This window comes from Pseudomonas halotolerans (genome assembly GCF_039581215.1).
GTDB classification, from domain to species: domain Bacteria; phylum Pseudomonadota; class Gammaproteobacteria; order Pseudomonadales; family Pseudomonadaceae; genus Aquipseudomonas; species Aquipseudomonas tehranensis.
The window spans coordinates 165898-187622 of record NZ_JBCNTJ010000001.1; the positions used below are offsets into that span (position 1 = coordinate 165898).

At 60.8% G+C, this 21725-nt stretch carries 18 protein-coding genes; 11 read left to right on the forward strand and 7 right to left on the reverse strand.

Annotation, left to right across the window (positions count from 1 at the left end; genetic code table 11):
• Positions 1–9: 9 nt before the first annotated feature.
• From AAIS01_RS00835 to AAIS01_RS00845, 3 genes are all read right to left on the reverse strand, one after another.
• Positions 10–768 carry a segregation and condensation protein A gene (locus AAIS01_RS00835; RefSeq protein WP_489685655.1) on the reverse strand — a complete coding sequence of 253 codons (759 nt, stop codon included), beginning with the start codon at positions 766–768 and terminating at the stop codon, positions 10–12.
• Between the two features lie 72 nt (positions 769–840).
• On the reverse strand, positions 841–1470 hold the full coding sequence (locus AAIS01_RS00840; protein ID WP_047226981.1) for an L-threonylcarbamoyladenylate synthase: 630 nt from the start codon (positions 1468–1470) through the stop codon (positions 841–843).
• A 13-nt stretch (positions 1471–1483) separates the two neighbouring features.
• The gene (locus AAIS01_RS00845) at positions 1484–2347 is read right to left on the reverse strand and encodes a PHP domain-containing protein (RefSeq protein ID WP_343467407.1); all 864 of its coding nucleotides are present in this window, start codon (positions 2345–2347) and stop codon (positions 1484–1486) included.
• A gap of 87 nt (positions 2348–2434) precedes the next feature.
• Between AAIS01_RS00845 and AAIS01_RS00850 the strand changes: the two genes are divergently transcribed.
• From AAIS01_RS00850 to AAIS01_RS00875, 6 genes are all read left to right on the forward strand, one after another.
• On the forward strand, positions 2435–3031 hold the full coding sequence (locus AAIS01_RS00850) for a septation protein A (protein WP_076383722.1): 597 nt from the start codon (positions 2435–2437) through the stop codon (positions 3029–3031).
• A 1-nt stretch (position 3032) separates the two neighbouring features.
• Positions 3033–3332, forward strand: coding sequence for a YciI family protein (locus tag AAIS01_RS00855; RefSeq protein WP_092393095.1), 300 nt, complete (start codon positions 3033–3035; stop codon positions 3330–3332).
• 107 nt (positions 3333–3439) lie between these two features.
• Positions 3440–3850, forward strand: coding sequence for an SH3 domain-containing protein (locus tag AAIS01_RS00860; protein ID WP_343467408.1), 411 nt, complete (start codon positions 3440–3442; stop codon positions 3848–3850).
• A gap of 7 nt (positions 3851–3857) precedes the next feature.
• Positions 3858–4535: a response regulator transcription factor gene (locus tag AAIS01_RS00865; RefSeq protein WP_343467409.1), complete on the forward strand. Its 678-nt coding sequence runs from the start codon at positions 3858–3860 to the stop codon at positions 4533–4535.
• A gap of 327 nt (positions 4536–4862) precedes the next feature.
• Positions 4863–5300 carry a Spy/CpxP family protein refolding chaperone gene (locus AAIS01_RS00870; RefSeq protein WP_343467410.1) on the forward strand — a complete coding sequence of 146 codons (438 nt, stop codon included), beginning with the start codon at positions 4863–4865 and terminating at the stop codon, positions 5298–5300.
• A gap of 66 nt (positions 5301–5366) precedes the next feature.
• Positions 5367–6707, forward strand: coding sequence for a sensor histidine kinase (locus AAIS01_RS00875; RefSeq protein ID WP_343467411.1), 1341 nt, complete (start codon positions 5367–5369; stop codon positions 6705–6707).
• A gap of 28 nt (positions 6708–6735) precedes the next feature.
• Here AAIS01_RS00875 and AAIS01_RS00880 read toward each other — a convergent pair whose 3' ends face one another.
• The gene (locus AAIS01_RS00880) at positions 6736–9039 is read right to left on the reverse strand and encodes a hypothetical protein (protein WP_343467412.1); all 2304 of its coding nucleotides are present in this window, start codon (positions 9037–9039) and stop codon (positions 6736–6738) included.
• Positions 9040–9631: 592 nt separating this feature from the next.
• Entirely contained in the window at positions 9632–12322 is a 2691-nt protein-coding gene (locus tag AAIS01_RS00885) for an immunoglobulin-like domain-containing protein (protein WP_343467413.1), read from the reverse strand.
• A gap of 266 nt (positions 12323–12588) precedes the next feature.
• On the opposite strand from AAIS01_RS00885, the gene AAIS01_RS00890 reads away from it, so the two are divergent.
• From AAIS01_RS00890 to AAIS01_RS00910, 5 genes are all read left to right on the forward strand, one after another.
• On the forward strand, positions 12589–14016 hold the full coding sequence (locus tag AAIS01_RS00890; RefSeq protein ID WP_343467414.1) for a di-heme oxidoreductase family protein: 1428 nt from the start codon (positions 12589–12591) through the stop codon (positions 14014–14016).
• A 29-nt stretch (positions 14017–14045) separates the two neighbouring features.
• Positions 14046–15110: an imelysin family protein gene (locus AAIS01_RS00895; RefSeq protein WP_343467415.1), complete on the forward strand. Its 1065-nt coding sequence runs from the start codon at positions 14046–14048 to the stop codon at positions 15108–15110.
• 2 nt (positions 15111–15112) lie between these two features.
• A complete protein-coding gene (locus tag AAIS01_RS00900; protein ID WP_343467416.1) occupies positions 15113–16210 on the forward strand; it encodes a DUF1513 domain-containing protein in 1098 nt (365 codons plus the stop codon).
• 157 nt (positions 16211–16367) lie between these two features.
• Positions 16368–17516 (forward strand): efflux RND transporter periplasmic adaptor subunit, encoded by a 1149-nt coding sequence (locus tag AAIS01_RS00905; protein ID WP_343467417.1) that lies wholly within the window; start codon positions 16368–16370, stop codon positions 17514–17516.
• 13 nt (positions 17517–17529) lie between these two features.
• A complete protein-coding gene (locus AAIS01_RS00910; RefSeq protein ID WP_343467418.1) occupies positions 17530–20556 on the forward strand; it encodes a multidrug efflux RND transporter permease subunit in 3027 nt (1008 codons plus the stop codon).
• A 230-nt stretch (positions 20557–20786) separates the two neighbouring features.
• Here the strand turns inward: AAIS01_RS00910 and AAIS01_RS00915 are convergent, their stop codons facing one another.
• A complete protein-coding gene (locus AAIS01_RS00915) occupies positions 20787–21014 on the reverse strand; it encodes a hypothetical protein (protein WP_076383717.1) in 228 nt (75 codons plus the stop codon).
• Between the two features lie 2 nt (positions 21015–21016).
• A complete protein-coding gene (locus AAIS01_RS00920) occupies positions 21017–21721 on the reverse strand; it encodes a lipopolysaccharide kinase InaA family protein (protein WP_343467419.1) in 705 nt (234 codons plus the stop codon).
• Positions 21722–21725: the final 4 nt, after the last annotated feature.

Genomic DNA, 21725 nt, shown 5'->3' on the forward strand with positions numbered 1-21725 from the left:
ATTTGCTCGTTATTCGGCTCGTGCCCGCACGTGGATCGCTGCGAACGGCTCATTCTGCACCAGCTCGACCAAGGATTCCTTGACCAATTCCAGGACCGCCATAAACGTCACCACCACTCCCAGGCGCCCTTCCTCAGCGGTGAACAGCTCGACGAAGGGCACAAAACCACCGCCCTTGAGCCGCTCCAGTACATCGCTCATGCGCTCGCGGGTGGACAACGCTTCACGGCTGACCTGGTGACTTTCAAACATGTCGCCCCGGCGCAGCACCTCAGCCATGGACATCAGCAACTCTTCGAGGCTGACATCCGGGAGCAGTTTGCGCGCTCGCGCCTCGGGCGCATCGAGCTTGGGCACCACCACGTCGCGCCCGACCCGGCTCAAGCCGTCGATGCCTTCGGCCGCCACTTTGAAGCGTTCGTATTCCTGCAGGCGGCGGATCAGCTCGGCGCGCGGATCGTCTTCCTCCTCTTCGACCTGCGTCGAGCGCGGCAGCAACATTCGCGACTTGATCTCGGCGAGCATGGCCGCCATCACCAGGTATTCGGCCGCCAACTCCAGGCGCACCGACTGCATCAACTCGACATAGCCCATGTACTGGCGGGTGATTTCCGCCACGGGGATGTCGAGGATGTTGATGTTCTGTTTGCGGATCAGGTACAGCAGCAGGTCCAGCGGGCCTTCGAAAGCTTCAAGAAACACCTCCAGCGCATCCGGCGGAATGTACAGGTCCAGGGGCATTTCCATGACCGCCTGGCCATAGACCATGGCGAACGGCAGCTCTTGCTGAGCGCCGGCCTGGCTGTCGGCACTCTCAACGGCGGTTTCCACTGCGGACACTCAGGCCTCGACCAGAAACGGGGCTGGATCGCCGCAACCGATACGCACCACTTGCGGCTCGCCATCGGCCAGATTGATCACCGTGGACGCCTTCATCCCGCCGAAACCGCCGTCGATGATCAGGTCGACCTGATGCTCGAGCAATTGGCGCATCTCGTAAGGGTCATTCATCGGCTCCGTCTCGCCGGGCATGATCAAGGTCACGCTCATCAGCGGCTCCCCCAGCTCGGCCAGCAACGCCAGGGCAATGGGGTGGCTGGGCACCCGCAGGCCGATGGTGCGTTTTTTCGGATGCAGCAACAGCCGCGGGACTTCCCGGGTAGCGTTGAGAATAAAGGTGTACGGCCCAGGGAGGTGGGCTTTGAGCAGGCGGAAGGTGCCGGTGTCGATCTTGGCGAACAGGCCCAACTGCGACAGGTCGCTGCAGATGAGCGCAAAGTTGTGCTTGTCATCCAGTTGACGCAGGCGTCTGACCCGCTCTACAGCGTTCTTGTCGCCGATCTGGCAACCGATGGCGTAGGACGAGTCGGTGGGATAAACCACCACACCACCGCCCCGAATGATTTCCACCGCCTGTTTGATCAGGCGCGCTTGCGGGTTTTCCGGATGAATCTGGAAAAATTGACTCACATGTTCTACCTGTTCAGACGGTGGCGGTAACGGGATCATGTTTGAATCTACACCATAGTGGTGGCAGATCTTCCGGCAACGGGCGATATTCGCCGATCTCGGACCAGCCTCCAGGGCCATGAAAATCACTGCCGGCGGTGACCAGCAGGCCGAACTCACGGGCCAGAATCGCCAGGCTGCCGACCTGCTCGGCCGGCTGATGGCCATTGACCACCTCAATGGCGTGGCCCCCTGCTTGAATATAGTCGGCCACCAGGCGACGGCGCTTGCTGCGGGTGAAATCATAGTGCCACGGATGCGCCAGGCTGACCCAGGCTCCGGCGGCTCGCAGGGTCTGGACAGTCTCTTCCAGCGTCGGCCAGTGTTGCTTGACGTCCCCCAGTTTGCCGGCCCCCAGCCATTTGCGAAACGCTTCGGCGCGGTCCTTGACGAAACCTTCGCGCACCATCCAGTCCGCGAAGTGCGGGCGGGCCGGGGCGTTACCACTGTCGCCCAGCGCCTGCTGGATTTGCCGGGCGCCCTCAAGCGCACCGGGCATGCCTTTGAGGGCAAGCTTGCGGCTGATCTCTTCGGCACGCAGCCAGCGACCGTCGTGCAGTTGCGCAATGGCCTGGACCAGGGAAGGCGCATTTACATCAAAACCGTAACCCAATACATGAATGGTCGCGCCGCCCCAGGTGCAGGACAACTCCACCCCGTTGACCAGTTGCATGCCCAGCGCCGTCGCCGCGCCACGGGCCTCGTCAAGGCCTTCGAGGGTGTCGTGATCGGTCAGGGCCAGGACTCGCACGCCGTGCTCGAACGCCCGCGCAACCAGAACCGCAGGCGCCAGGGCGCCATCGGAGGCCGTGCTATGGCAGTGCAAATCAACATTCACGAGAGTTTGTTACCTCAAATCAGCTGGCCCTATCGCGGCCAAGGATGTTTGTTATTATGCCGCCACATCCTGCTTCTGGCTGCCACTGTGAAACAATTCATCGACTTCATCCCGCTTCTGCTGTTTTTCATCGTCTACAAACTTGACCCACGGACCGTCGACATTGCCGGTCACTCCTTGACTGTAGGCGGTATCTACAGCGCCACCGCGATGCTGATCATCAGTTCGCTGGTGGTCTATGGCGCACTGTTCGTGGCCCAACGCAAGCTGGAGAAAAGCCAGTGGCTGACCCTGATCGCCTGCCTCGTCTTCGGCAGCCTGACCCTGGCCTTCCACAGCGAAACCTTCCTTAAGTGGAAAGCCCCGGTGGTCAACTGGCTGTTCGCCCTGGCGTTCATCGGCAGTCACTTCGTCGGCGATCGCCTGCTGATCAAGCGCATCATGGGCCACGCCTTGAACCTGCCGGACGTCATCTGGACCCGGCTCAACATCGCCTGGATCGGTTTTTTCCTGTTCTGCGGCGCCGCCAACCTGTTCGTCGCGTTCACTTTCCAGAGCTACTGGGTCGACTTCAAGGTCTTCGGCAGCCTGGGCATGACGCTGTTGTTCCTGATCGCCCAGGGCATCTACCTGTCCCGTCATCTGCACGATGCCGACACCACCACGCCAAAAACCGAGGACTGACATGCTCTACGCAATCATTGCCACCGACGTCGCCAATTCCCTGGAAAAACGCCTGGCCGCTCGCCCTGAACACCTTGAGCGCCTGCAACAGCTCAAGGCCCAAGGCCGCGTCGTGCTGGCGGGCCCGCACCCGGCGGTGGACAGCAACGACCCCGGCGCGGCGGGTTTCTCCGGCAGCCTGATCGTCGCCGAGTTCGATTCCCTGGCCGCGGCGCAAGCCTGGGCCGAAGCCGATCCGTTCGTTGCCGCCGGTGTCTACGCCAATGTCGTGGTCAAGCCGTTCAAGCAAGTCCTGCCTTAACATCCCGATGGGTGATGAGCCTTCGCGGCTCATTGCGCTCAATCGCTCATTGTTCTCGTTTACCTGCCGACAACCTGTCTAATCTCGATTGGAATTCAGGAGCTGCAATGCGCAAAGGTCCGCTGTGCCTGTTAGGGGTCATGTTGGTGATCGGGGCTCCCGCCCATGGGGAAGAGAACACCGACGGCAGCCATTCGACGCCCTTGTCCTTGAGCGCAGGCAGTCAGATCACCGAATTGCAGCAACGCTTGAAAAACAGCGAACGCATGCGCGAGGAACTGACCCAGCAACTGCAAAACGCCAACAGCGAACGCGAGAGCGCACTGGTGAGTCGATTGCGCCAGGAGAACCAGCGCTTGAAGCTGCAACTCAAGGAAGCCCAGGCCAGCCCCCTGCCACGCCTGCTGACCGATCAGCAGCAGTGGTTCGTCATTGGTGCCGGGGTAGCGCTATTGGCCCTGCTCTGCGGTATCTTTGCCAGCGGTGGACGTAGACAACGTCGGCAATGGCTAAATTGAGTGAGTCATGAGCGAGCTGTTACTGATTGATGATGACCAGGAGCTGTGTGAGCTCCTCGGCAGTTGGCTGGGCCAGGAAGGGTTTCTGGTCCGGGCCTGCCACGATGGCCAAAGCGCCCGCAAGGCCTTGGCCGAAACGGCCCCGGCGGCGGTAGTGCTGGATGTGATGCTGCCTGACGGCAGCGGCCTGGAACTGCTCAAGCAGTTGCGCAACGATCACCCGGAGCTGCCGGTGCTGATGCTCTCGGCCCGTGGCGAACCGCTGGATCGCATCCTGGGCCTGGAACTGGGGGCCGACGATTACCTGGCCAAACCTTGCGACCCGCGGGAACTGACCGCCCGCCTGCGCGCGGTCTTGCGCCGCAGCCATCCGACGGCGGTGTCCAGCCAGATCGAACTCGGCGACCTGACCTTCAGCCCGGTGCGTGGCGTGGTCAGCATCGATGAGCAGGAGCAGACCCTGACCGTTTCCGAAAGCCGCCTGCTCGAAGCGCTGCTCAAGCAGCCGGGCGAGCCACTGGACAAGCAGGATCTGGCGCAGATCGCCTTGGGCCGCAAGCTGACCCTGTACGACCGTAGCCTCGATATGCACGTCAGCAACCTGCGCAAGAAAATCGGCCCTCACGCCGACGGTCGCCCGCGCATCGTGGCGTTGCGTAGCCGTGGTTATTACTACAGCCTCTGAACGCTGCAACGATTCCTTGCATGAACCGGGTAAATGATCCCTTTGTGGCGAGGGGATTTATCCCCGCTGGGGTGCGAAGCGCCCCCCAGATGTGTCTGCCACCACGGAGCATCAGATAAAACCAAGAGGGCCGCTGCGCGGCCCAGCGGGGATAAATCCCCTCGCCACAAATAATCTCCTCGCCGCAGTTTTTGCGTCCACTGTTTTGTAAGCTCGTCACCAAACCGTCTTTACTCAAGCTTTACGCCCCCCTGACCGCCGCTGACCTTGATCTCCGTAATCTGAACACATCCGGAACTGACCGGGAACGAGACAAGGAGATACACCATGCGCAAGACCCTTATCGCTCTGATGTTCGCTGCTGCCCTGCCTACTGTCGCGATGGCCATGCCGGAAGGCGCCGGCCCGATGGGACCGATGGACGGCCCGCGTCATGGCGGCCAGATGCACGGCAAAGGTCCGTACAGCCAACTGGACCTGAGCCGCGAACAACGCCAGCAGATCCGCAAGATCATGGGCGAACAGCGCCACGAGCGCCGCGAACTGGTAGAAAAGTACCTGGCCAAACTGTCGCCTGCCGATCAGAAAGCCATGAAAGATGAAATGGCGGCCCGACACGAAAAAGTCGACGCCCAGATCCGTGGGTTGTTGAAGCCTGAGCAGCAAAAAGAGTTTGACGCGATTCAGAAAAAGCAGGCCGAGCGTCGGGCCGAGTGGGCCGAGTTCAAGGCCTGGAAAGCGCAACAGCCGCAAAAGGCGCAATAATGCGCTGACGTTTCCCAGCCCAACAGCCAATCGCCGTTGGGCTTTCTTTGTTTTCGAGGATTTATCGTGCGTTCACTGTTCTGGCGCATCCTGGCCAGTTTCTGGCTGGCCATCGCCCTGGTTGCAGGGCTTTCGATTCTGCTGGGGCACATGCTGAACCAGGATGCCTGGATCCTCAGTCGCCATCCGGGCCTCAATACCCTGGCCGAAGAGTGGACGCAAACCTTCGAAAGCCAGGGCGAAGACGCCGCCGAGCAGATCCTGCAACAGCGCAAGCACCAGTATCACATCAACGTTCAGGTGCTCAACGAAAGCGGCGACCCGGTGGTACGCGGCACTTTCCCGCGTCGCGCCGCGGCCTTCGAGGCGCGACAGAACAACGACGACCGACGCTTGCCCTGGCGGCGCTTGACCGACGAGTTCACCAGTCCCAAAACCGGCGACACTTACCTGTTCATCTACCGCATACCCCACCCCGAACTGGATGCCTGGCACCGCGGCAGTCTGCTCTGGCCCCTCAGCGCGTTGGGTATCGCCTTGGTGGTGCTGACGTTGTTCAGCCTGTTGGTGACCCTATCCATTACCCGGCCGTTGAGCCGCCTGCGCGGTGCGGTGCATGATTTGGGGCAGACCACCTACCAGCAAAACAGCCTCGCCAAACTGGCCAATCGCCGAGATGAATTTGGTGTGCTGGCCACCGATTTCAATCGCATGGGCGCTCGCCTGCAAAGCCTGATCGCCAGCCAGCGCCAATTACTGCGCGATGTGTCCCACGAATTGCGCTCGCCCCTGGCACGACTGCGCATCGCCCTGGCGCTGGCGGAACGGGCCAGTCCCCAGGAGCGTGAAAAGCTCTGGCCGCGCCTGACCCGCGAATGCGATCGCCTGGAAGCGCTGATCAGCGAAATCCTGGTATTGGCCCGGGTCGACGCCGACAACGCCAGCGCTGAAGAAGTGGACCTCAACGGTCTGCTGATGACCCTGCAAAAAGACATGCAGCTGGCGTCACCGGAACAAAGCGTGCAATTGGATGTTGAACCGAACCTGACTCTAAAAGGCTGGCCGACCATGATCGAACGTGCCTTGGATAACCTGCTGCGCAACGCTCAGCGCTTCAATCCGACCGGGCGACCGATCGAAATGGGCGCAGTGCGCCAGGGCGAACGGATCCTGATCAGCGTGCGCGACCACGGGCCCGGCGTGGAGGCCGAACACCTGGGGCAATTGGGCGAGCCGTTCTACCGCGCCCCCGGCCAGACCGCCGCCGGCCATGGCCTGGGCCTGGCCATCGCCCGTCGCGCCGCCGAACGTCACGGGGGTGCGCTGGTGCTGGGCAACCATCCTGACGGTGGGTTCGTCGCGACCCTGGAACTGCCGCTGGTCCCGGGGGCCGTTGTCCAGCCTTGAGCATTGCAAGATATCCCTATGGGGGCTGTCACACCGCCTTGATCATCCATCCCGTCGCATAGTCGGCATCCTGGGACAGCGTTTCTATCTCCCCTGTTAAAGGTTGAATCGCATATTCTTGCCTATCACCCGCAGCGGGGTTTGAAGTCCAAGAACGCAAGTTGCCCAAACCTGGATCGCCGTCATGGGTGGTTCGAATGGCTCCCCATGTCTGCAGGTCAGGAATATTACCTCCAAAATTCACCGCAGCACCCCAGCAGTTCCAGTAGGTGTGCCATCTGTAGGCCTCCCCCATGCCCATCAGCAGCCAGACATTGGAAGTAGTAACTGTGTAGGAAACACTTCCACCCATTTGATCACGAATGGTGATCGTGGCAGTCCCTGAGAACTTCGATACAACCCGTGGTTGATCTGCTGAAAAAAGCTCAGCCACATTTGGATCGCTGGAGGTATAGCTATAAGGAGGCACACCTCCGGACGGTATCCGCTCCACGTATGCGCCAACTGGCGGGCGCACTGGGAATTTCTCGGTTCTGTACATTGGCGTGCTGAGAGTGGCGTGGCTGGTGTCGACAGTCAGACGCTCCACCACCGTAATCCTCCAGGGCGGCGACACTGGATTACTACGGAGGATCGCCCGGGCGGTGAAACTATGCCCCCCTATGGCAAGCCCGCTCAGAGTGTCACCCCATAAGCCATTGGTATCGACCTCGACCGTCTTTTTGTATTCATCATTGTCGAAAATTTCGACTTTCGTGTTGGGCGTTGCTTCGCCGGTCAGCATCACGGTGGTCGCGAGGGTGTAGCCGTTATCGGAGATCGGCGTGTCGCTGGGATCCTTGACCGAGGTAATGAGCGGTGTGTCCAGCACCACGGACCTGATCGAGTAAGTGCGCAGGGGAAAGCTGATGGCCTCGGTGATCTCCGGGGCTTTATTGAACGTCACCTGCAGCACGACGTTCAGGTCAGAGCGGTCGCGCAATAGTTGCAGTTGACCTTGGGGAACCGGTCTGGACAGTCCGATCCTCACTTCATCCGCCGTCAGGCTTGTGGCGGTTTGCAAGGTGATCGTATGCCTCGTCCCGTCAGTCTTGGTGCCTTCGCAGTAAAGCCATACCTTCTGGTCAATGGCAATGAGCGGCCAGGGCACCACCGTCACAGTGGCGTCACCCGCGTAACTGGCCAGGTCAAGCTCAGGTCCGGCGCCGCCATTGGCCGCTTCGGGAATCAGCGGCGTCGGCAGATCGCTCTGGGCGATGTCGCGCACGTTGAGCAGGAGCGGATCGGAGGGAGTGGTGGTCGCTCGGTTATTACGGGTGACGGTGTAGGTTACCGTCACCGTCTTGCCCACATTGAAGGCCAGGACCGCGACCGGGATCGGCACCTCCCTGTCCCCAACGGTGCCGACCTCCTCTGCGTCAGTGGTGTAGGAACCGGCGCCGGGCGTACCTGCCCAAGTCACGCTCAGCAGGTCGGTGGGCAACATGTCGTCATAGCGCACCACCACGGTCAGCGTGTCTTTTGCATCAACCGGGTCGAGGCTGTTGCCAAGCGTTTCCTTGATCCAGGGCGGGGGCAGATTCAACTGCCGGTCAAGATGAATATCCAGGCGCTTGGTGGGCGACTGGTTGGAGTTGCCCAATTGGTCTGTCACCCGATACTCGATGAGTGTATTGGGGTTGTCACCTGCCTGTTGGAACGTGGCGGTGAACAGAGTCCTGGTCACCGGTATCGAGGTGTCGGCCACCTCAAAGGGAATAGTTACATTCCCCACTAAAAAGTTAATGCGGTCGTAATTTTGCGGGTTGGTGTAGGCGAAACCGAACTCCACCCCCTGCGCCGCCCGCTCGGTGCTGACCCCATTGGCGACAACATCGGACGGGATCAGTAGATCCAGGCCCTCTGGCGCAGGGTCACCCGGTGCCCGCAGGTGATACAGGACATGTAAGTCCCTGGAGGATGCGGCGTTTTCACCGGGACGGGTCACTTTGTAATGCAGTCTGTTGACCCCATGAATTAACTGCCCGTGGGGGATACGCAAGGGTATGCGATCCTGCTCTTCCCCCGGATATACAGTCTTGCCGGCGACGGGAGTGGGATCATCATTGACGTACAGGTCAGCGCGATCATAGGCCGCCATTGTCCAGGATTGACGCTCGAGTTCCGTCCACGGATCAATCACGCAGAGAAGCCCCTGAGGCTCGCCGTCGTAAAGGCTTTTAGGGATGCCTCCATCAGCGAGACCGGCAGGTTTCACCGGAGTGACCCAACCCGGAATGATCACAGGGTACAGGACGAATAATTCGTCCAAGATGGAGGATTGGATATCCATTGGTTTCTCCTGGCAGGTGACGGGCGTGAGCCGCTTTGGCACGGCTATCACACGCCAGGGTGAGGAAACTGGCTACTGTCAGAGCTAACAGGTGAGGGCAGGTTTAAGACGAGCGGTCGGTGGTCGGTGTGAGGCTGGCTGATGGACACCCTGATGGACTGGGAGCACAGGCGCCCGTGGCGAGGGAGCTTGCTCCCGCTCGGCGGCGCAGCCGTCGTAAAACCAGCCGGCGCGGTCTACCTGCAAGACGGCGTCGGCCCATTTGGGGCGGCTGCGCCACCCAGCGGGAGCAAGCTCCCTCGCCACGAGCGAATGCATAGCTCACCCTGACATGTTGTTCCATATTGATCATGACGAACTCGCACCTACCGCGAAACGCAGCGGGTGAGGGGGAGTCAGGATTGGCTGGTCTTTGGCTTTGCGAAGGCCATGGAGCGCTGCCTGATTATTCGAAGGGGGCGGATGAAGCAGGGAGACAATTTCCGATATATCGGCCTGCACCCTGGTCTCGGTGTCGCCATCTTCACAACGATGGCGACCCAAGGCATCAACGTGCGATCAAGACAATTCCCATTGCTCAATGAACGGAACTTCATGTCTCCACGACCATAAGTGCACTTGCATGATCATATTCGTACACCGCGATTTGATCGTTGAACTTGTCAGGTATAACGCACCACCGCCGCCCGGCATCCACAATATCGGCAGACCAGGCCCGATCCCCGCCAAAACCAGCATTGCCGTTATAAGCCAGCAAAAGCATGCCCCACACCGATAACATGGGAAGGGTCCCACCCTGAAGCTGTGCGTAGTACCAACTATCCCCAAACGTTCCTCGAGTAGGATTGACCCTGCTGACTATCCAGACATTGGCAACGATGACTCGATAGGAGGCACTTTGGCCGGATGAGTCGCGCACAGTTATCGTAGCGGTGCCCCGCCCCCTCGATATGACCCGCGGATGCGCTTCTGAAGCAACCTCGGCAACAGCGGGATTGCTGGATGTGTAGTAGTAGGGCGCGAGACCACCTGACGGTACTCGTTCCACGAACGCGTTAGTGGGTGGATTGGGCGGTATAGCAGTAGTTCTGACATGCAGCCCGTTGAGAAGACCGTCCGCGGGGTCGACAGTCAGACGCTCCACCACCGTAATCCTCCAGGGCGGCGACACTGGATTACTACGGAGGATCGCCCGGGCGGTGAAACTATGCCCCCCTATGGCAAGCCCGCTCAGAGTGTCACCCCATAAGCCATTGGTATCGACCTCGATCGTCTTTTTGTATTCATCATTGTCGAAAATTTCGACCTTCGTGTTGGGCGTTGCTTCGCCGGTCAGCGTCACGGTGGTCGCGAGGGTGTAGCCGTTATCGGAGATCGGCGTGTCGCTGGGATCCTTGACCGAGGTAATGAGCGGTGTGTCCAGCACCACGGACCTGATCGAGTAAGTGCGCAGGGGAAAGCTGATGGCCTCGGTGATCTCCGGGGCTTTATTGAACGTCACCTGCAGCACGACGTTCAGGTCAGAGCGGTCGCGCAACAGTTGCAGTTGACCTTGGGGAACCGGTCTGGACAGTCCGATCCTCACTTCATCCGCCGTCAGGCTTGTGGCGGTTTGCAAGGTGATCGTATGCCTCGTCCCGTCAGTCTTGGTGCCTTCGCAGTAAAGCCATACCTTCTGGTCAATGGCAATGAGCGGCCAGGGCACCACCGTCACAGTGGCGTCACCCGCGTAACTGGCCAGGTCAAGCTCAGGTCCGGCGCCGCCATTGGCCGCTTCGGGAATCAGCGGCGTCGGCAGATCGCTCTGGGCGATGTCGCGCACGTTGATCAGGAACGGATCGGAGGGGGTGGTGGTCGCTCGGTTCTTACGGGTGACGGTGTAGGTTACCGTCACCGTCTTGCCCAAATTGAAGGCCAGGACCGCGACCGGGATCGGCACCTCTCTGTCGCCGACGGTGCCGACCTCCTCTGCGTCGGAGGTGTAGGAGCCGGCGCCGGGCGTACCTGCCCAAGTCACGCTCAGCAGGTCGGTGGGCAACATGTCGTCATAGCGCACCACCACGGTCAACGTGTCTTTTGCATCAACCGGGTCAAGGCTGTTGCCAAGCGTTTCCTTGATCCAGGGCGGGGGCAGGTCCAGCCCTCCCTCCCCGATGACGGTGGCCCTGGCGGTTTTTGAGGTGCCTACCAGCACCGTGTTTCTGAGCAACCTATAGGACGCTTGCACCGTACTGCCCGGGATGACCTTGTCATTTGGAATCGTCAGGACACAGGCTTTTTTCTGCCCGAATTCATCCGTTTCAACCGTGCCCGTGGCCAGGACCACGACATCCGGCTGGCCCGCGACCTTCGCGACATAGGTCGCCTCCACCGTGTCCCCAGGCAGGAAACGCGATTCACCGGTCAGGACGATCAACAACAACGGGTTGGTCCCCAGCTTGTCGAGATCAATAGTGTTTGGATCGTCGCCGGCATCACTGGCAATTTCACGTGGGATCGGCTGCGGCAATCGGGCACCGGCCTGGTCCACGTCCACCGTCTGCACCGCCGACCAAGGGGCGTCTGGGTCCGGGGAATTGTTGAGCTGGTCGTTGACGGTGAAGGAAAACCTGAATTCAGGATCGTCTCTCAGGTCGGCGCTGGTGACGTCGAAGCACACACGGGTGGGTGTCGCCGAGCCATGCGCGGGCGGCGCCGGGGCCTGGGTGACATCGACGGTGTGATACACGTCGCGGCCATTGCAATTGAGCCGGATACGATCATAGGCCCGGCAATACGGGTAAGCCACGCACACCGTCGCCCGAGTGAAACCTGGCCCCACGCCATTCTTGATTTCGTCCGGCAGTATCAGCTCCAGTTCGGAATGCGCATTATCGCCGGGCGTCACGTCCTCGATGCCGGGTCGGATACTGTTGTATAGAATCTCCAGTGGTGGCTCTGAGGTGCCAAAATTCTCACCGGCACGTGTCACGGTATAGGTCAGCCGATTGACGATCCCCGGGAGCAATTTGCCGAGTGGGATGTACAGCGTGACCGTGTCATCGATGCCTTGAGTCTGATCGCTATCCAGGGCCAGCTCGCCATTCAGGTTGATAGAGACAGTATCGCCTGCGTCCTGCCCCAGATAAGGCCCCACCTCCACCGCGCATCCCATGGGTTCCAGGTCATAGATATGCTTGGGCACGCCGTAATCGGCGCCTTGCACGGGCATCGTCGCGCGAGGCAGTCTGGGCGGGTACAGCACCAACACGGTTTGGTCGGCGGTGGTCGATGAGTCGGTCATGAGACATGCCCCGTTAACTTTGAGGTGATATCACACCTCGGATACGGGGGACTGACTACTGTCAGAACTTACAGGTAAGAACAGACTTTAGACGAACGGTTGAGACGGAGAATGACTGGACACTGGAATCAAGCCTTGAGCAAAGCAACGCTTGCCTCACCGAGATTAAAGCGACACCCCCCAACCAAACGATAATTCCTCTTATTCAATCTCCCCGGCCCTGTTAGACTTTGCGCCCTCGTTTCACTCGTCCTCCAGGAAGTCCGATGCCGTCGTTGCCTCTTCGCTTATGCGCTCTGTTCATGGCCCTGGGCCTGAGTGCCTGCGATGATGCCCCGCGCTTTACTCAGGCCGAACCCGGCGAAGCCCGGTCTGCCGGCGCGGCGACGGTGCGCAAGAGTGATCAGAACGCCTTTTCCCTGCCCTCGGCCAACCTGCCACCTTCGCGGCGGGTGGATTTCGCCGTGGGTAACAGTTTTTTCCGCAGCCCTTGGGTGATCGCGCCATCGACCACCACCGCGCGGGACGGTCTGGGGCCGTTGTTCAATACCAACGCCTGCCAGAACTGCCACATCAAGGACGGTCGCGGCCATCCGCCGGCACCGGACGCGGCCAGCGCGGTGTCGATGCTGGTGCGCCTGTCAATTCCCGATACCCCGCCCTACGCCAAGGTCATCGAACAACTGGGGGTGGTGCCGGAGCCGACCTATGGCGGGCAATTGCAGGACATGTCCGTGCCCGGTGTCGTCCCCGAAGGCAAGGTGCGGGTCGATTACACGCCTGTCCCGGTGCGCTTCGACGACGGCACCGTCGTAGAACTGCGCAAGCCGCATCTGCAGATCACCCAACTGGGCTATGGCCCGATGCACCCCGATACACGCTTTTCGGCCCGCGTCGCCCCGCCGATGATCGGCCTGGGGCTGCTTGAAGCCATTCCTGAAGAAGCTATCCTGGCCAACGCCCAAGCCCAGGCACGGGAAAACAAGGGCATCCTCGGCCGGCCGAACCAGGTCTGGGACGATGTCCAGCAAAAGACCGTATTGGGGCGTTTCGGCTGGAAGGCCGGACAGCCGAACCTCAATCAGCAGAACGTCCACGCCTTTTCCGGTGACATGGGGCTTACGACAAGCCTGCGGCCCTTCGATGACTGCACTGATGCCCAGGTCGACTGCAAGCACGCGCCGAACGGCAACGGCGCCGATGGCGAGCCGGAAGTCAGCGACAACATTCTGCGACTGGTGCTGTTCTACAGCCGCAACGTCGCGGTACCGGCCCGGCGCGAGGTGGACTCGCCCCAGGTGCTGGCCGGCAAGAATCTGTTTTTCCAGGCCGGCTGCCAGTCCTGCCACACCCCGAAATACACCACGTCCACCAACGCCGCCGAACCGGAACTGGCGAACCAAGTCATTCGCCCCTACACCGATCTGCTGTTGCACGACATGGGCGAAGGCCTGGCCGACAACCGCAGCGAATTCAAGGCCAGCGGCCGTGACTGGCGGACCCCGCCACTGTGGGGCATCGGTCTGACCGAAGCCGTCGGTGGTCACACCCAGTTCTTGCACGACGGTCGCGCGCGCAACCTGCTCGAAGCCGTCCTGTGGCATGGCGGCGAAGCGCAAGCGGCGCAGCAACAGGTTTTAGCGTTCACTGCCGAGCAACGCGCGGCGTTGCTGGCGTTCCTGAATTCCCTTTAAACGCATTTTCCGAAAAACGGGAGTCCGACATGTTCCGTCCCAAGCTGTTGTTCACCAGCCTCGCCGCCATCGTCCTCGGCGCCTGCTCGCCCCAGGATCCGCAAGCGGTCACTTCGGCGGCGATCGCCAAGCAGGTGATCCTGCCGACCTACAGCCGCTGGGTAGAGGCCGACCGGCAACTGGCAACCAGCGCCCTGGCGTTCTGCCAGGGCAAGGAAAACCTGGAGACCGCCCGCGCCGACTTCCTCAAGGCACAAAAAGCCTGGGCGGAGTTGCAACCGCTGCTGATCGGTCCACTGGCCGAAGGCAACCGCGCCTGGCAGGTACAGTTCTGGCCGGACAAGAAAAACCTGGTGGGCCGCCAGGTCGAGCAACTGGTCAACAGCCAGCCGCAGATCGACGTTGCCGGCCTGGCCAAGTCCAGCGTGGTGGTCCAGGGCCTCTCGGCCTATGAATACCTGCTGTTCGACGCCAAAATCGACATGGCCGACAGCGCGCAAAAAGCCAAGTATTGCCCGCTGCTGATCGCCATCGGCGAACGTCAGAAACAACTGGCCGAAGATATCCTGTCACGCTGGAACACCCACGACGGCATGCTTGCCCAGATGAGCAAGTTTCCGAACCAGCGCTACGCCGATTCCCACGAAGCGATCGCCGATTTGCTGAGGGTCCAGGTCACCGCCTTGGACACCTTGAAGAAGAAACTCGGCACGCCGATGGGCCGCCAGAGCAAGGGCGTACCACAACCTTTCCAAGCCGATGCCTGGCGCAGCCAGTCGTCGTTGCAAGGTCTGCAAGCCAGCCTGAGCGCAGCCAGGACCGTTTGGGTCGGCGTGGACAACAAAGGCCTGCGCAGCCTGCTGCCAAGCGAGCAGAAACCCCTGGCCGACAAGATCGACGCGGCCTACGACACCTCGTTGAAGCTGTTCGCCAGCAGCCAGCGCTCGCTGGTCGAAATGCTCGGCGATGACGCCGGACGCCAGCAGCTCAACGAACTGTACGACAGCCTCAACGTGGTCCATCGCCTGCACGAAGGCGAACTGGCCAAGGCGTTGGGTATTCAATTGGGCTTCAATGCCAACGACGGTGACTGATCATGTTTCGACGTCAGGCTCTGGCACTGGGCAGCCTGCTGCTCGGCGCCGTTACCCTGGGCGGCTGGACGCTGTTCAAGCAAAAGGACAAGAGTCCGCTGCTGCTTTCGGCACGGGACGACAGCGACGGCAAGCACTACGCCGTGGGCTATCGACTGGACGGCAGCCGGGTGTTCGCCACCCAGGTCAAGCAGCGATGCCATGACATCATTGACCATCCGACACAACCGATTGCGCTGTTCGTCGCCCGTCGCCCAGGTACCGAAAGCTACCTGATCGACCTGCGCGACGGTACGCTGCTACAGACCCTCACCTCGTTGCCGAACCGGCACTTCTATGGCCACGCGGTGATTCACAAAAGCGGCGAATGGCTGTACGCCACCGAGAACGACACGACCGATCCGGGCCGCGGCCTGCTGGGTGTGTACCGTTTCGAAGGCGAACGCTTGGTGCACAGCGGCGAACTGTCCACGCACGGCATCGGCCCTCACCAAGTGTCGTGGATGCCCGACGGCGAAACGCTGGTGGTCGCCAACGGCGGCATCCGCACCGAGGCCGAAAGCCGGGTCGAGATGAACCTCAATGCCATGGAGCCGAGCCTGGTACTGATGCAGCGCGATGGCACCCTGCTGAGCAAGGAAACTCTCGCGCAGTCGATGAACAGCGTGCGCCACATGGGCATCGCCAGCGATGGCACCATCGTTTGCGGCCAGCAATTCATGGGCGATGCCCACGAATCCTCCGAGCTGCTGGCGATCAAGCGTCCGGGCCAGCCGTTCCAGGCATTCCCTGTGGCCGAGCATCAATTGCAGGCCATGGGTCATTACACCGCCAGCGTTGCCGTACACAGCGACCTGCGCCTGGTGGCCCTGACAGCGCCCCGTGGCAATCGCTTTTTTATCTGGGACCTGGACAACGGCGAAGTACGCCTCGATGCGCCTCTGCCGGACTGCGCCGGTGTAGGTGCGGTGGCCGACGGTTTCGTCGTGACCTCGGGTCAGGGCCGTTGCCGTTTCTACGATTGTCGCCAGTCACAACTGGTCGCAAAGCCACTGGATCTGCCGGCGGGGCTCTGGGACAACCATTTGCATTTGGTTTGATCGAGGGAGAGAAGCCTCTTAGGCGCCGAGTTCCCTGAATTTTCGGAACATTCCCACACAACCCAGGCCCGCCAGCATCTGGAATACCCCGAAAACTCAGAGTAATGTGCCCGCCTGTCTGTCCTTTTCTCTCAGCTTTTTTCCAAGGAAGTGGAACATGCTGCGACGCCGCATGCTGATCATGTTGGGTGTTGTCCTGCTGGTGGTACTGCTGCTGGCCGGCTACAAGGCCTTCTCCGTTTACCAGCAGATCCAGATGTTTTCTGCCCCCAAACCGCCGGTCAGCGTCGCCGTGGCCACGGCCGTCGAGCAGCCTTGGCAAACTCGGCTGTCCACCGTTGGCAGCCTCACCGCATTGCAAGGCGTAGACCTGAGCCTGGAAATTGCCGGGACGGTGCAGAAGGTGCAGTTCCAGTCGGGGCAAAAGGTCAAGGCTGGCCAGCCACTGGTGCAACTGGACAGTGACGTCGAAAGCGCGCTGCTGGAAACCGCCGTGGCCGACCTTGGTCTGTCGCAACTGGATTTTGGCCGGGGTCGACAACTGGTGGGCAGCCAGGCGATTTCCAAGGGCGAGTTCGACCGGCTCGCGGCGCAGTTGAAAAAGAACCAGGCCACGGTCAACCAACTCAAGGCTTCGCTGGCCAAGAAACACATCGTCGCGCCTTTCAGTGGCACCATCGGCATTCGTCAGGTGGACGTTGGCGACTACCTGGCCAGCGGCACGGTGATCGCCACCCTGCAGGACCTGAGCAGCCTGTATGTGGATTTCTACCTCCCCGAGCAAGCGGTCCCCCTGCTCGCGGTTGGCCAGATCGTCAACGTCAGTGTCTCGGCCTATCCCGGCCAGACCTTCGTCGGCGCCATCAGCGCGATCAACCCCAAAATCGAAGACAGCACACGCAACGTGCTGGTACGCGCCACCTTGGGCAACCCCGACGGCAGGCTGTTTCCCGGCATGTTCGCCAGCCTGCAGGTGATCCTGCCGGACAAGGCCAAGGCCATCGTCGTGCCGGAAAGCGCCGTGACCTACACCCTCTACGGCAATTCCGTGTACGTCGTGACGCAGAAGAAAACCGACGACGGCAACGTCGAGAAAGATGACAAGGGCCAACCGATCCTGATCGCCGAACGGCGCTTCGTCGAAACCGGTGAGCGACGTGATGGGCAGGTGCTGGTTTCCAAAGGGGTGCAGAGCGGCGAACAGGTCGTGATCGCCGGCCAGATCAAACTGGATAACGGCACGCCCATCGCTGTCAGCGACGACAAGACCCTGACCGAACAGAACAGCCCGCCCCCGGCGGACTGATCAAGGAACCCTCATGGCTTTTACTGATCCGTTCATCCGCCGTCCGGTGCTCGCCACCGTGGTCAGCCTGCTGATCGTGCTGCTGGGTTTCCAGGCCTGGAGCAAGCTGCCCCTGCGCCAGTACCCGCAGATGGAGAACGCCCTGATCACGGTGACCACCGCCTACCCCGGGGCCAACGCCGAGACCATCCAGGGCTATATCACCCAACCGATGCAACAGAGCCTGGCCAGCGCCGAGGGCATCGACTACATGACCTCGGTCAGCCGTCAGAATTTTTCGGTGATATCGGTCTACGCCCGCATCGGCGCCAACAGCGACCGGCTTTTTACCGAGCTGCTGGCCAAGGCCAACGAGGTCAAGAACCAACTGCCCCAGGACGCTGAAGACCCGGTGCTCAGCCGCGAGGCCGCCGATGCCTCGGCACTGATGTACATCAGTTTTTTCAGTAAGGAACTGAACAACCCGCAAATCACCGACTACCTGTCACGGGTGGTCCAGCCCAAACTCGCAACGTTGCCGGGCATGGCCGAAGCGGAGATCCTGGGCAATCAGGTCTTCGCCATGCGCCTTTGGCTGGATCCGGTCAAGCTTGCCGGTTTCGGCCTCACCGCCGCCGACGTGACCGATGCCGTACGCCAGTACAACTTCCTCTCGGCCGCCGGTGAGGTGAAGGGCGAATACGTGGTTACCAGTATCAATGCCAACACCGAGCTCAAGTCCGCCGAGGCCTTCGCGGCGATCCCGCTCAAGACCGACGGCGACAGCCGCGTGCTGCTGCGGGATGTGGCCCGGGTGGAGATGGGCGCCGAAAACTACGACACCATCAGTTCCTTCGGTGGCACGCCCTCGGTGTACATCGGCATCAAGGCCACCCCCGGCGCGAACCCGCTGGACGTGATCAAGGAAGTGCGCAGGATCATGCCGGAGCTGGAGGCCCAGTTGCCCGCCAACCTCAAGGCCGAGATCGCCTACGACGCCACCTTGTTCATCCAGGCATCCATCGACGAGGTGGTCAAAACCCTCTTCGAGGCGGTACTGATCGTCATCGTCGTGGTGTTCCTGTTCCTCGGCGCCTTTCGCTCAGTGCTCATCCCGGTGGTCACCATCCCGTTGTCGATGATCGGCGTGATGTTCTTCATGCAGTTGATGGGCTACTCGATGAATCTGCTGACCCTGCTCGCCATGGTTCTGGCCATTGGCCTGGTGGTGGACGATGCCATCGTCGTAGTGGAAAACATTCACCGGCACATCGAGGAAGGCAAGAGCCCGTTCGATGCCGCAATAGAAGGTGCCCGGGAGATCGCCATGCCGGTGGTCTCGATGACCATCACGCTGACCGCGGTGTACGCACCGATCGGTCTGCTCGAGGGCCTTACCGGGGCTTTGTTCAAGGAGTTCGCCCTGACCCTCGCTGGCGCGGTGGTGATCTCCGGGATCGTCGCCCTGACCCTGTCGCCCATGATGTGCGCCATGCTGCTGCGCCATGACGAAAACCCCTCGGGACTGGCCCATCGGCTGGACATGGTGTTCGAACGTTTGAAGGACCGCTACCAGCGCATGCTGCACGGCACGCTCAACACCCGGCCGGTGGTGCTGGTGTTTGCAGTGATCGTGCTGTTGCTGATTCCGGTGCTGGTCATGTTCACCAAAACCGAGCTGGCCCCCGACGAAGACCAAGGCATCATTTTCATGATGGCCAATGCTCCGCAGACGACCAACCTCGACTACCTGAACGCCTACACCGATCACTTCGTCACCATGTTCAAGGAGTTCCCCGAGTACTACTCCTCGTTCCAGATCAACGGCTACAACGGTGTGCAGTCCGGCATCGGCGGCTTCCTGCTCAAGCCCTGGAACGAACGCAGCCGCACCCAGATGGAAATCCTGCCTGACGTCCAGGCCAGGCTGGAGAGCATCCCCGGCCTGCAAATATTCGGTTTCAACCTGCCCTCCCTGCCTGGCACCGGTGAAGGCTTGCCATTCGCCTTCGTCATCAACTCACCCAAGGACTATGCGACGCTGTTGCAGATTGCCGATCGGGTCAAGAAGCGCGCGCTGGAGTCCGGCAAGTTCGCCTTCATGGACATTGACCTGGCTTTCGACAAACCCGAAGTCGTCGTGGACATCGATCGCGCCAAGGCCGCCCAGATGGGCGTCTCGATGCAGGACCTGGGGGGCACCCTCGCCACCTTGCTCGGGGAGGCCGAGATCAACCGCTTTACCATCGAAGGGCGCAGCTACAAGGTCATTGCCCAGGTCGAACGGCCGTTCCGGGATAACCCGGACTGGCTGAACAACTACTACGTGAAGAATACCCAGGGTGAGCTGCTGCCGCTGTCGACGTTGATCAAGGTCAGCGACCGGGCGCGACCACGGCAGTTGAACCAGTTCCAGCAACTCAACGCAGTCACGATTTCGGGCTTTCCCGTGGTGAGCATGGGCGAGGCGATCGAGACGGTGCGTCAGATTGCACAGGAAGAGGCGCCAGCAGGGTTCGCCTTCGATTATGCAGGAGCTTCGCGTCAGTTCGTTCAGGAAGGCAGTGCCCTTTGGGTCACTTTTTCCCTGGCCCTGGCGATCATCTTCCTGGTGCTGGCCGCCCAGTTCGAAAGCTTCCGGGATCCACTGGTGATCCTGGTCACGGTGCCGCTGTCGATTTGCGGGGCCCTGATTCCGCTGTTTCTTGGCTGGTCGAGCATGAACATCTATACCCAGGTAGGACTGGTCACGCTGATCGGCCTGATCAGCAAGCACGGGATCCTGATCGTCGAATTTGCCAACCAGTTGCGCAAGGAACAAGGCCTGACACCACGGGAAGCCGTGGAGCAAGCTGCGTCGATTCGTCTGCGACCGGTGCTGATGACCACGGCGGCGACGGTATTCGGCATGGTGCCGCTGATCCTGGCGACCGGGGCCGGGGCGGTGAGCCGCTTCGACATCGGCATGGTCATCGCCACCGGCATGTCGATTGGCACCTTGTTCACACTGTTCGTGTTGCCCTGCGTCTATACACTGCTGGCCAAGCCGGACAAACCCTAGCTTGCGGCCACTGGCCCTGTAGGCGCTGCCGAAGGCTGCGATCTTTTGATCTTATGATCTTTCGCTTGAGACTCAAGTGCCCACGGAAAGATCGCAGCCTCGCTTCGCTCGACAGCTCCTACGCAGCTCCTGCGGCCCGGCGGGGATAAATTCCCTCGCCACGGTGATTTACTACAGGTCCAACAATAAAGGCCTCGCATACGCGAGGCCTTCTAGGGGTTTGCTGCCCATCAACTCTGGGGCCTCATGCCTTGGGAAAGACTGAACATGAACAACAACAGATCATCGTCCGGCCGGATCGCCTCGCTGGCCTTGGCCACACGTGGCAAAGGGCAGTGCGCGTCCGGGTGGGAAGCACTGAGGATCTGCGAACGGGGCTGCTCCCATACCGCCACCGCCATTGAGGTAACTGCCAGGGCTCCTACGAGAAACAAACCTCTAGCAATTTCTAATTTCATTGCTATAAACCTTTGATAGCGCTGCCAAACGCCGCTCTGTAAAAGTAGACGAGTTTTTCCCATTCTGAATCGCTGAACGACGAATGGCGTCGCAGTTGCTTCATGTCGTGGGACGCTGCGGTCCGGGAAGTCAGGCGTTGACGGGACTTTTCCAAATCCAGCAGGGCCACTTCGGCCCGAGCGGACTCACCCTCTCCGGTCACGCGCACAAATACATGCTTGATATAGAGGCAACCATGCTGCCAACGCCCCTTATGCATGCGAGCCAGGTTCTCTGCCAATGCCTGGAGAATTCGGTCATGCCCCGCTTCGCCATGACGCTCGCGCCCGCCGGCGGCATACCAGTGCTCCAGCTCCATGAAACCATCCAGCGCATGAGTCACAAGCAACGCACGCCACTTGTGAATCGGGTCCCGCTGTGCACCACAGAAGATGACCTTTGGAACGCTGACGTCGAGCCGGGTCAATGCCAGCAGGGCATCTTGCTCACGTAGCACGGTTGGGCGGCCAAACGGATGCAACAAGCTACGGTAAATATGCCCTGTCTGACGCTTGGCATAGAGCAGATCGCCGCCGTTGTTGATCCGCTGCACTCCGCTTTCACCACCACGACGCACATTGGGTTGTTCCACCCATTCACCCTGCTGATTCCAGAAGTGTTCGAAGCCACAGCGGGGGGCCGCTGTTTTCTCTACTGCCACAACCATGCTG

Coding starts and splice junctions, on each gene's coding strand:
- AAIS01_RS00835 (WP_489685655.1), bottom strand. CDS start 768: ATGGTCTATGGCCAGGCGGTCATGGAAATGCCCCTGGACCTGTACATT.
- AAIS01_RS00855 (WP_092393095.1), top strand. CDS start 3,033: ATGCTCTACGCAATCATTGCCACCGACGTCGCCAATTCCCTGGAAAAA.
- AAIS01_RS00860 (WP_343467408.1), top strand. CDS start 3,440: ATGCGCAAAGGTCCGCTGTGCCTGTTAGGGGTCATGTTGGTGATCGGG.
- AAIS01_RS00865 (WP_343467409.1), top strand. CDS start 3,858: ATGAGCGAGCTGTTACTGATTGATGATGACCAGGAGCTGTGTGAGCTC.
- AAIS01_RS00870 (WP_343467410.1), top strand. CDS start 4,863: ATGCGCAAGACCCTTATCGCTCTGATGTTCGCTGCTGCCCTGCCTACT.
- AAIS01_RS00880 (WP_343467412.1), bottom strand. CDS start 9,039: ATGGATATCCAATCCTCCATCTTGGACGAATTATTCGTCCTGTACCCT.
- AAIS01_RS00885 (WP_343467413.1), bottom strand. CDS start 12,322: ATGACCGACTCATCGACCACCGCCGACCAAACCGTGTTGGTGCTGTAC.
- AAIS01_RS00890 (WP_343467414.1), top strand. CDS start 12,589: ATGCCGTCGTTGCCTCTTCGCTTATGCGCTCTGTTCATGGCCCTGGGC.
- AAIS01_RS00895 (WP_343467415.1), top strand. CDS start 14,046: ATGTTCCGTCCCAAGCTGTTGTTCACCAGCCTCGCCGCCATCGTCCTC.
- AAIS01_RS00900 (WP_343467416.1), top strand. CDS start 15,113: ATGTTTCGACGTCAGGCTCTGGCACTGGGCAGCCTGCTGCTCGGCGCC.
- AAIS01_RS00905 (WP_343467417.1), top strand. CDS start 16,368: ATGCTGCGACGCCGCATGCTGATCATGTTGGGTGTTGTCCTGCTGGTG.
- AAIS01_RS00910 (WP_343467418.1), top strand. CDS start 17,530: ATGGCTTTTACTGATCCGTTCATCCGCCGTCCGGTGCTCGCCACCGTG.
- AAIS01_RS00915 (WP_076383717.1), bottom strand. CDS start 21,014: ATGAAATTAGAAATTGCTAGAGGTTTGTTTCTCGTAGGAGCCCTGGCA.
- AAIS01_RS00920 (WP_343467419.1), bottom strand. CDS start 21,721: ATGGTTGTGGCAGTAGAGAAAACAGCGGCCCCCCGCTGTGGCTTCGAA.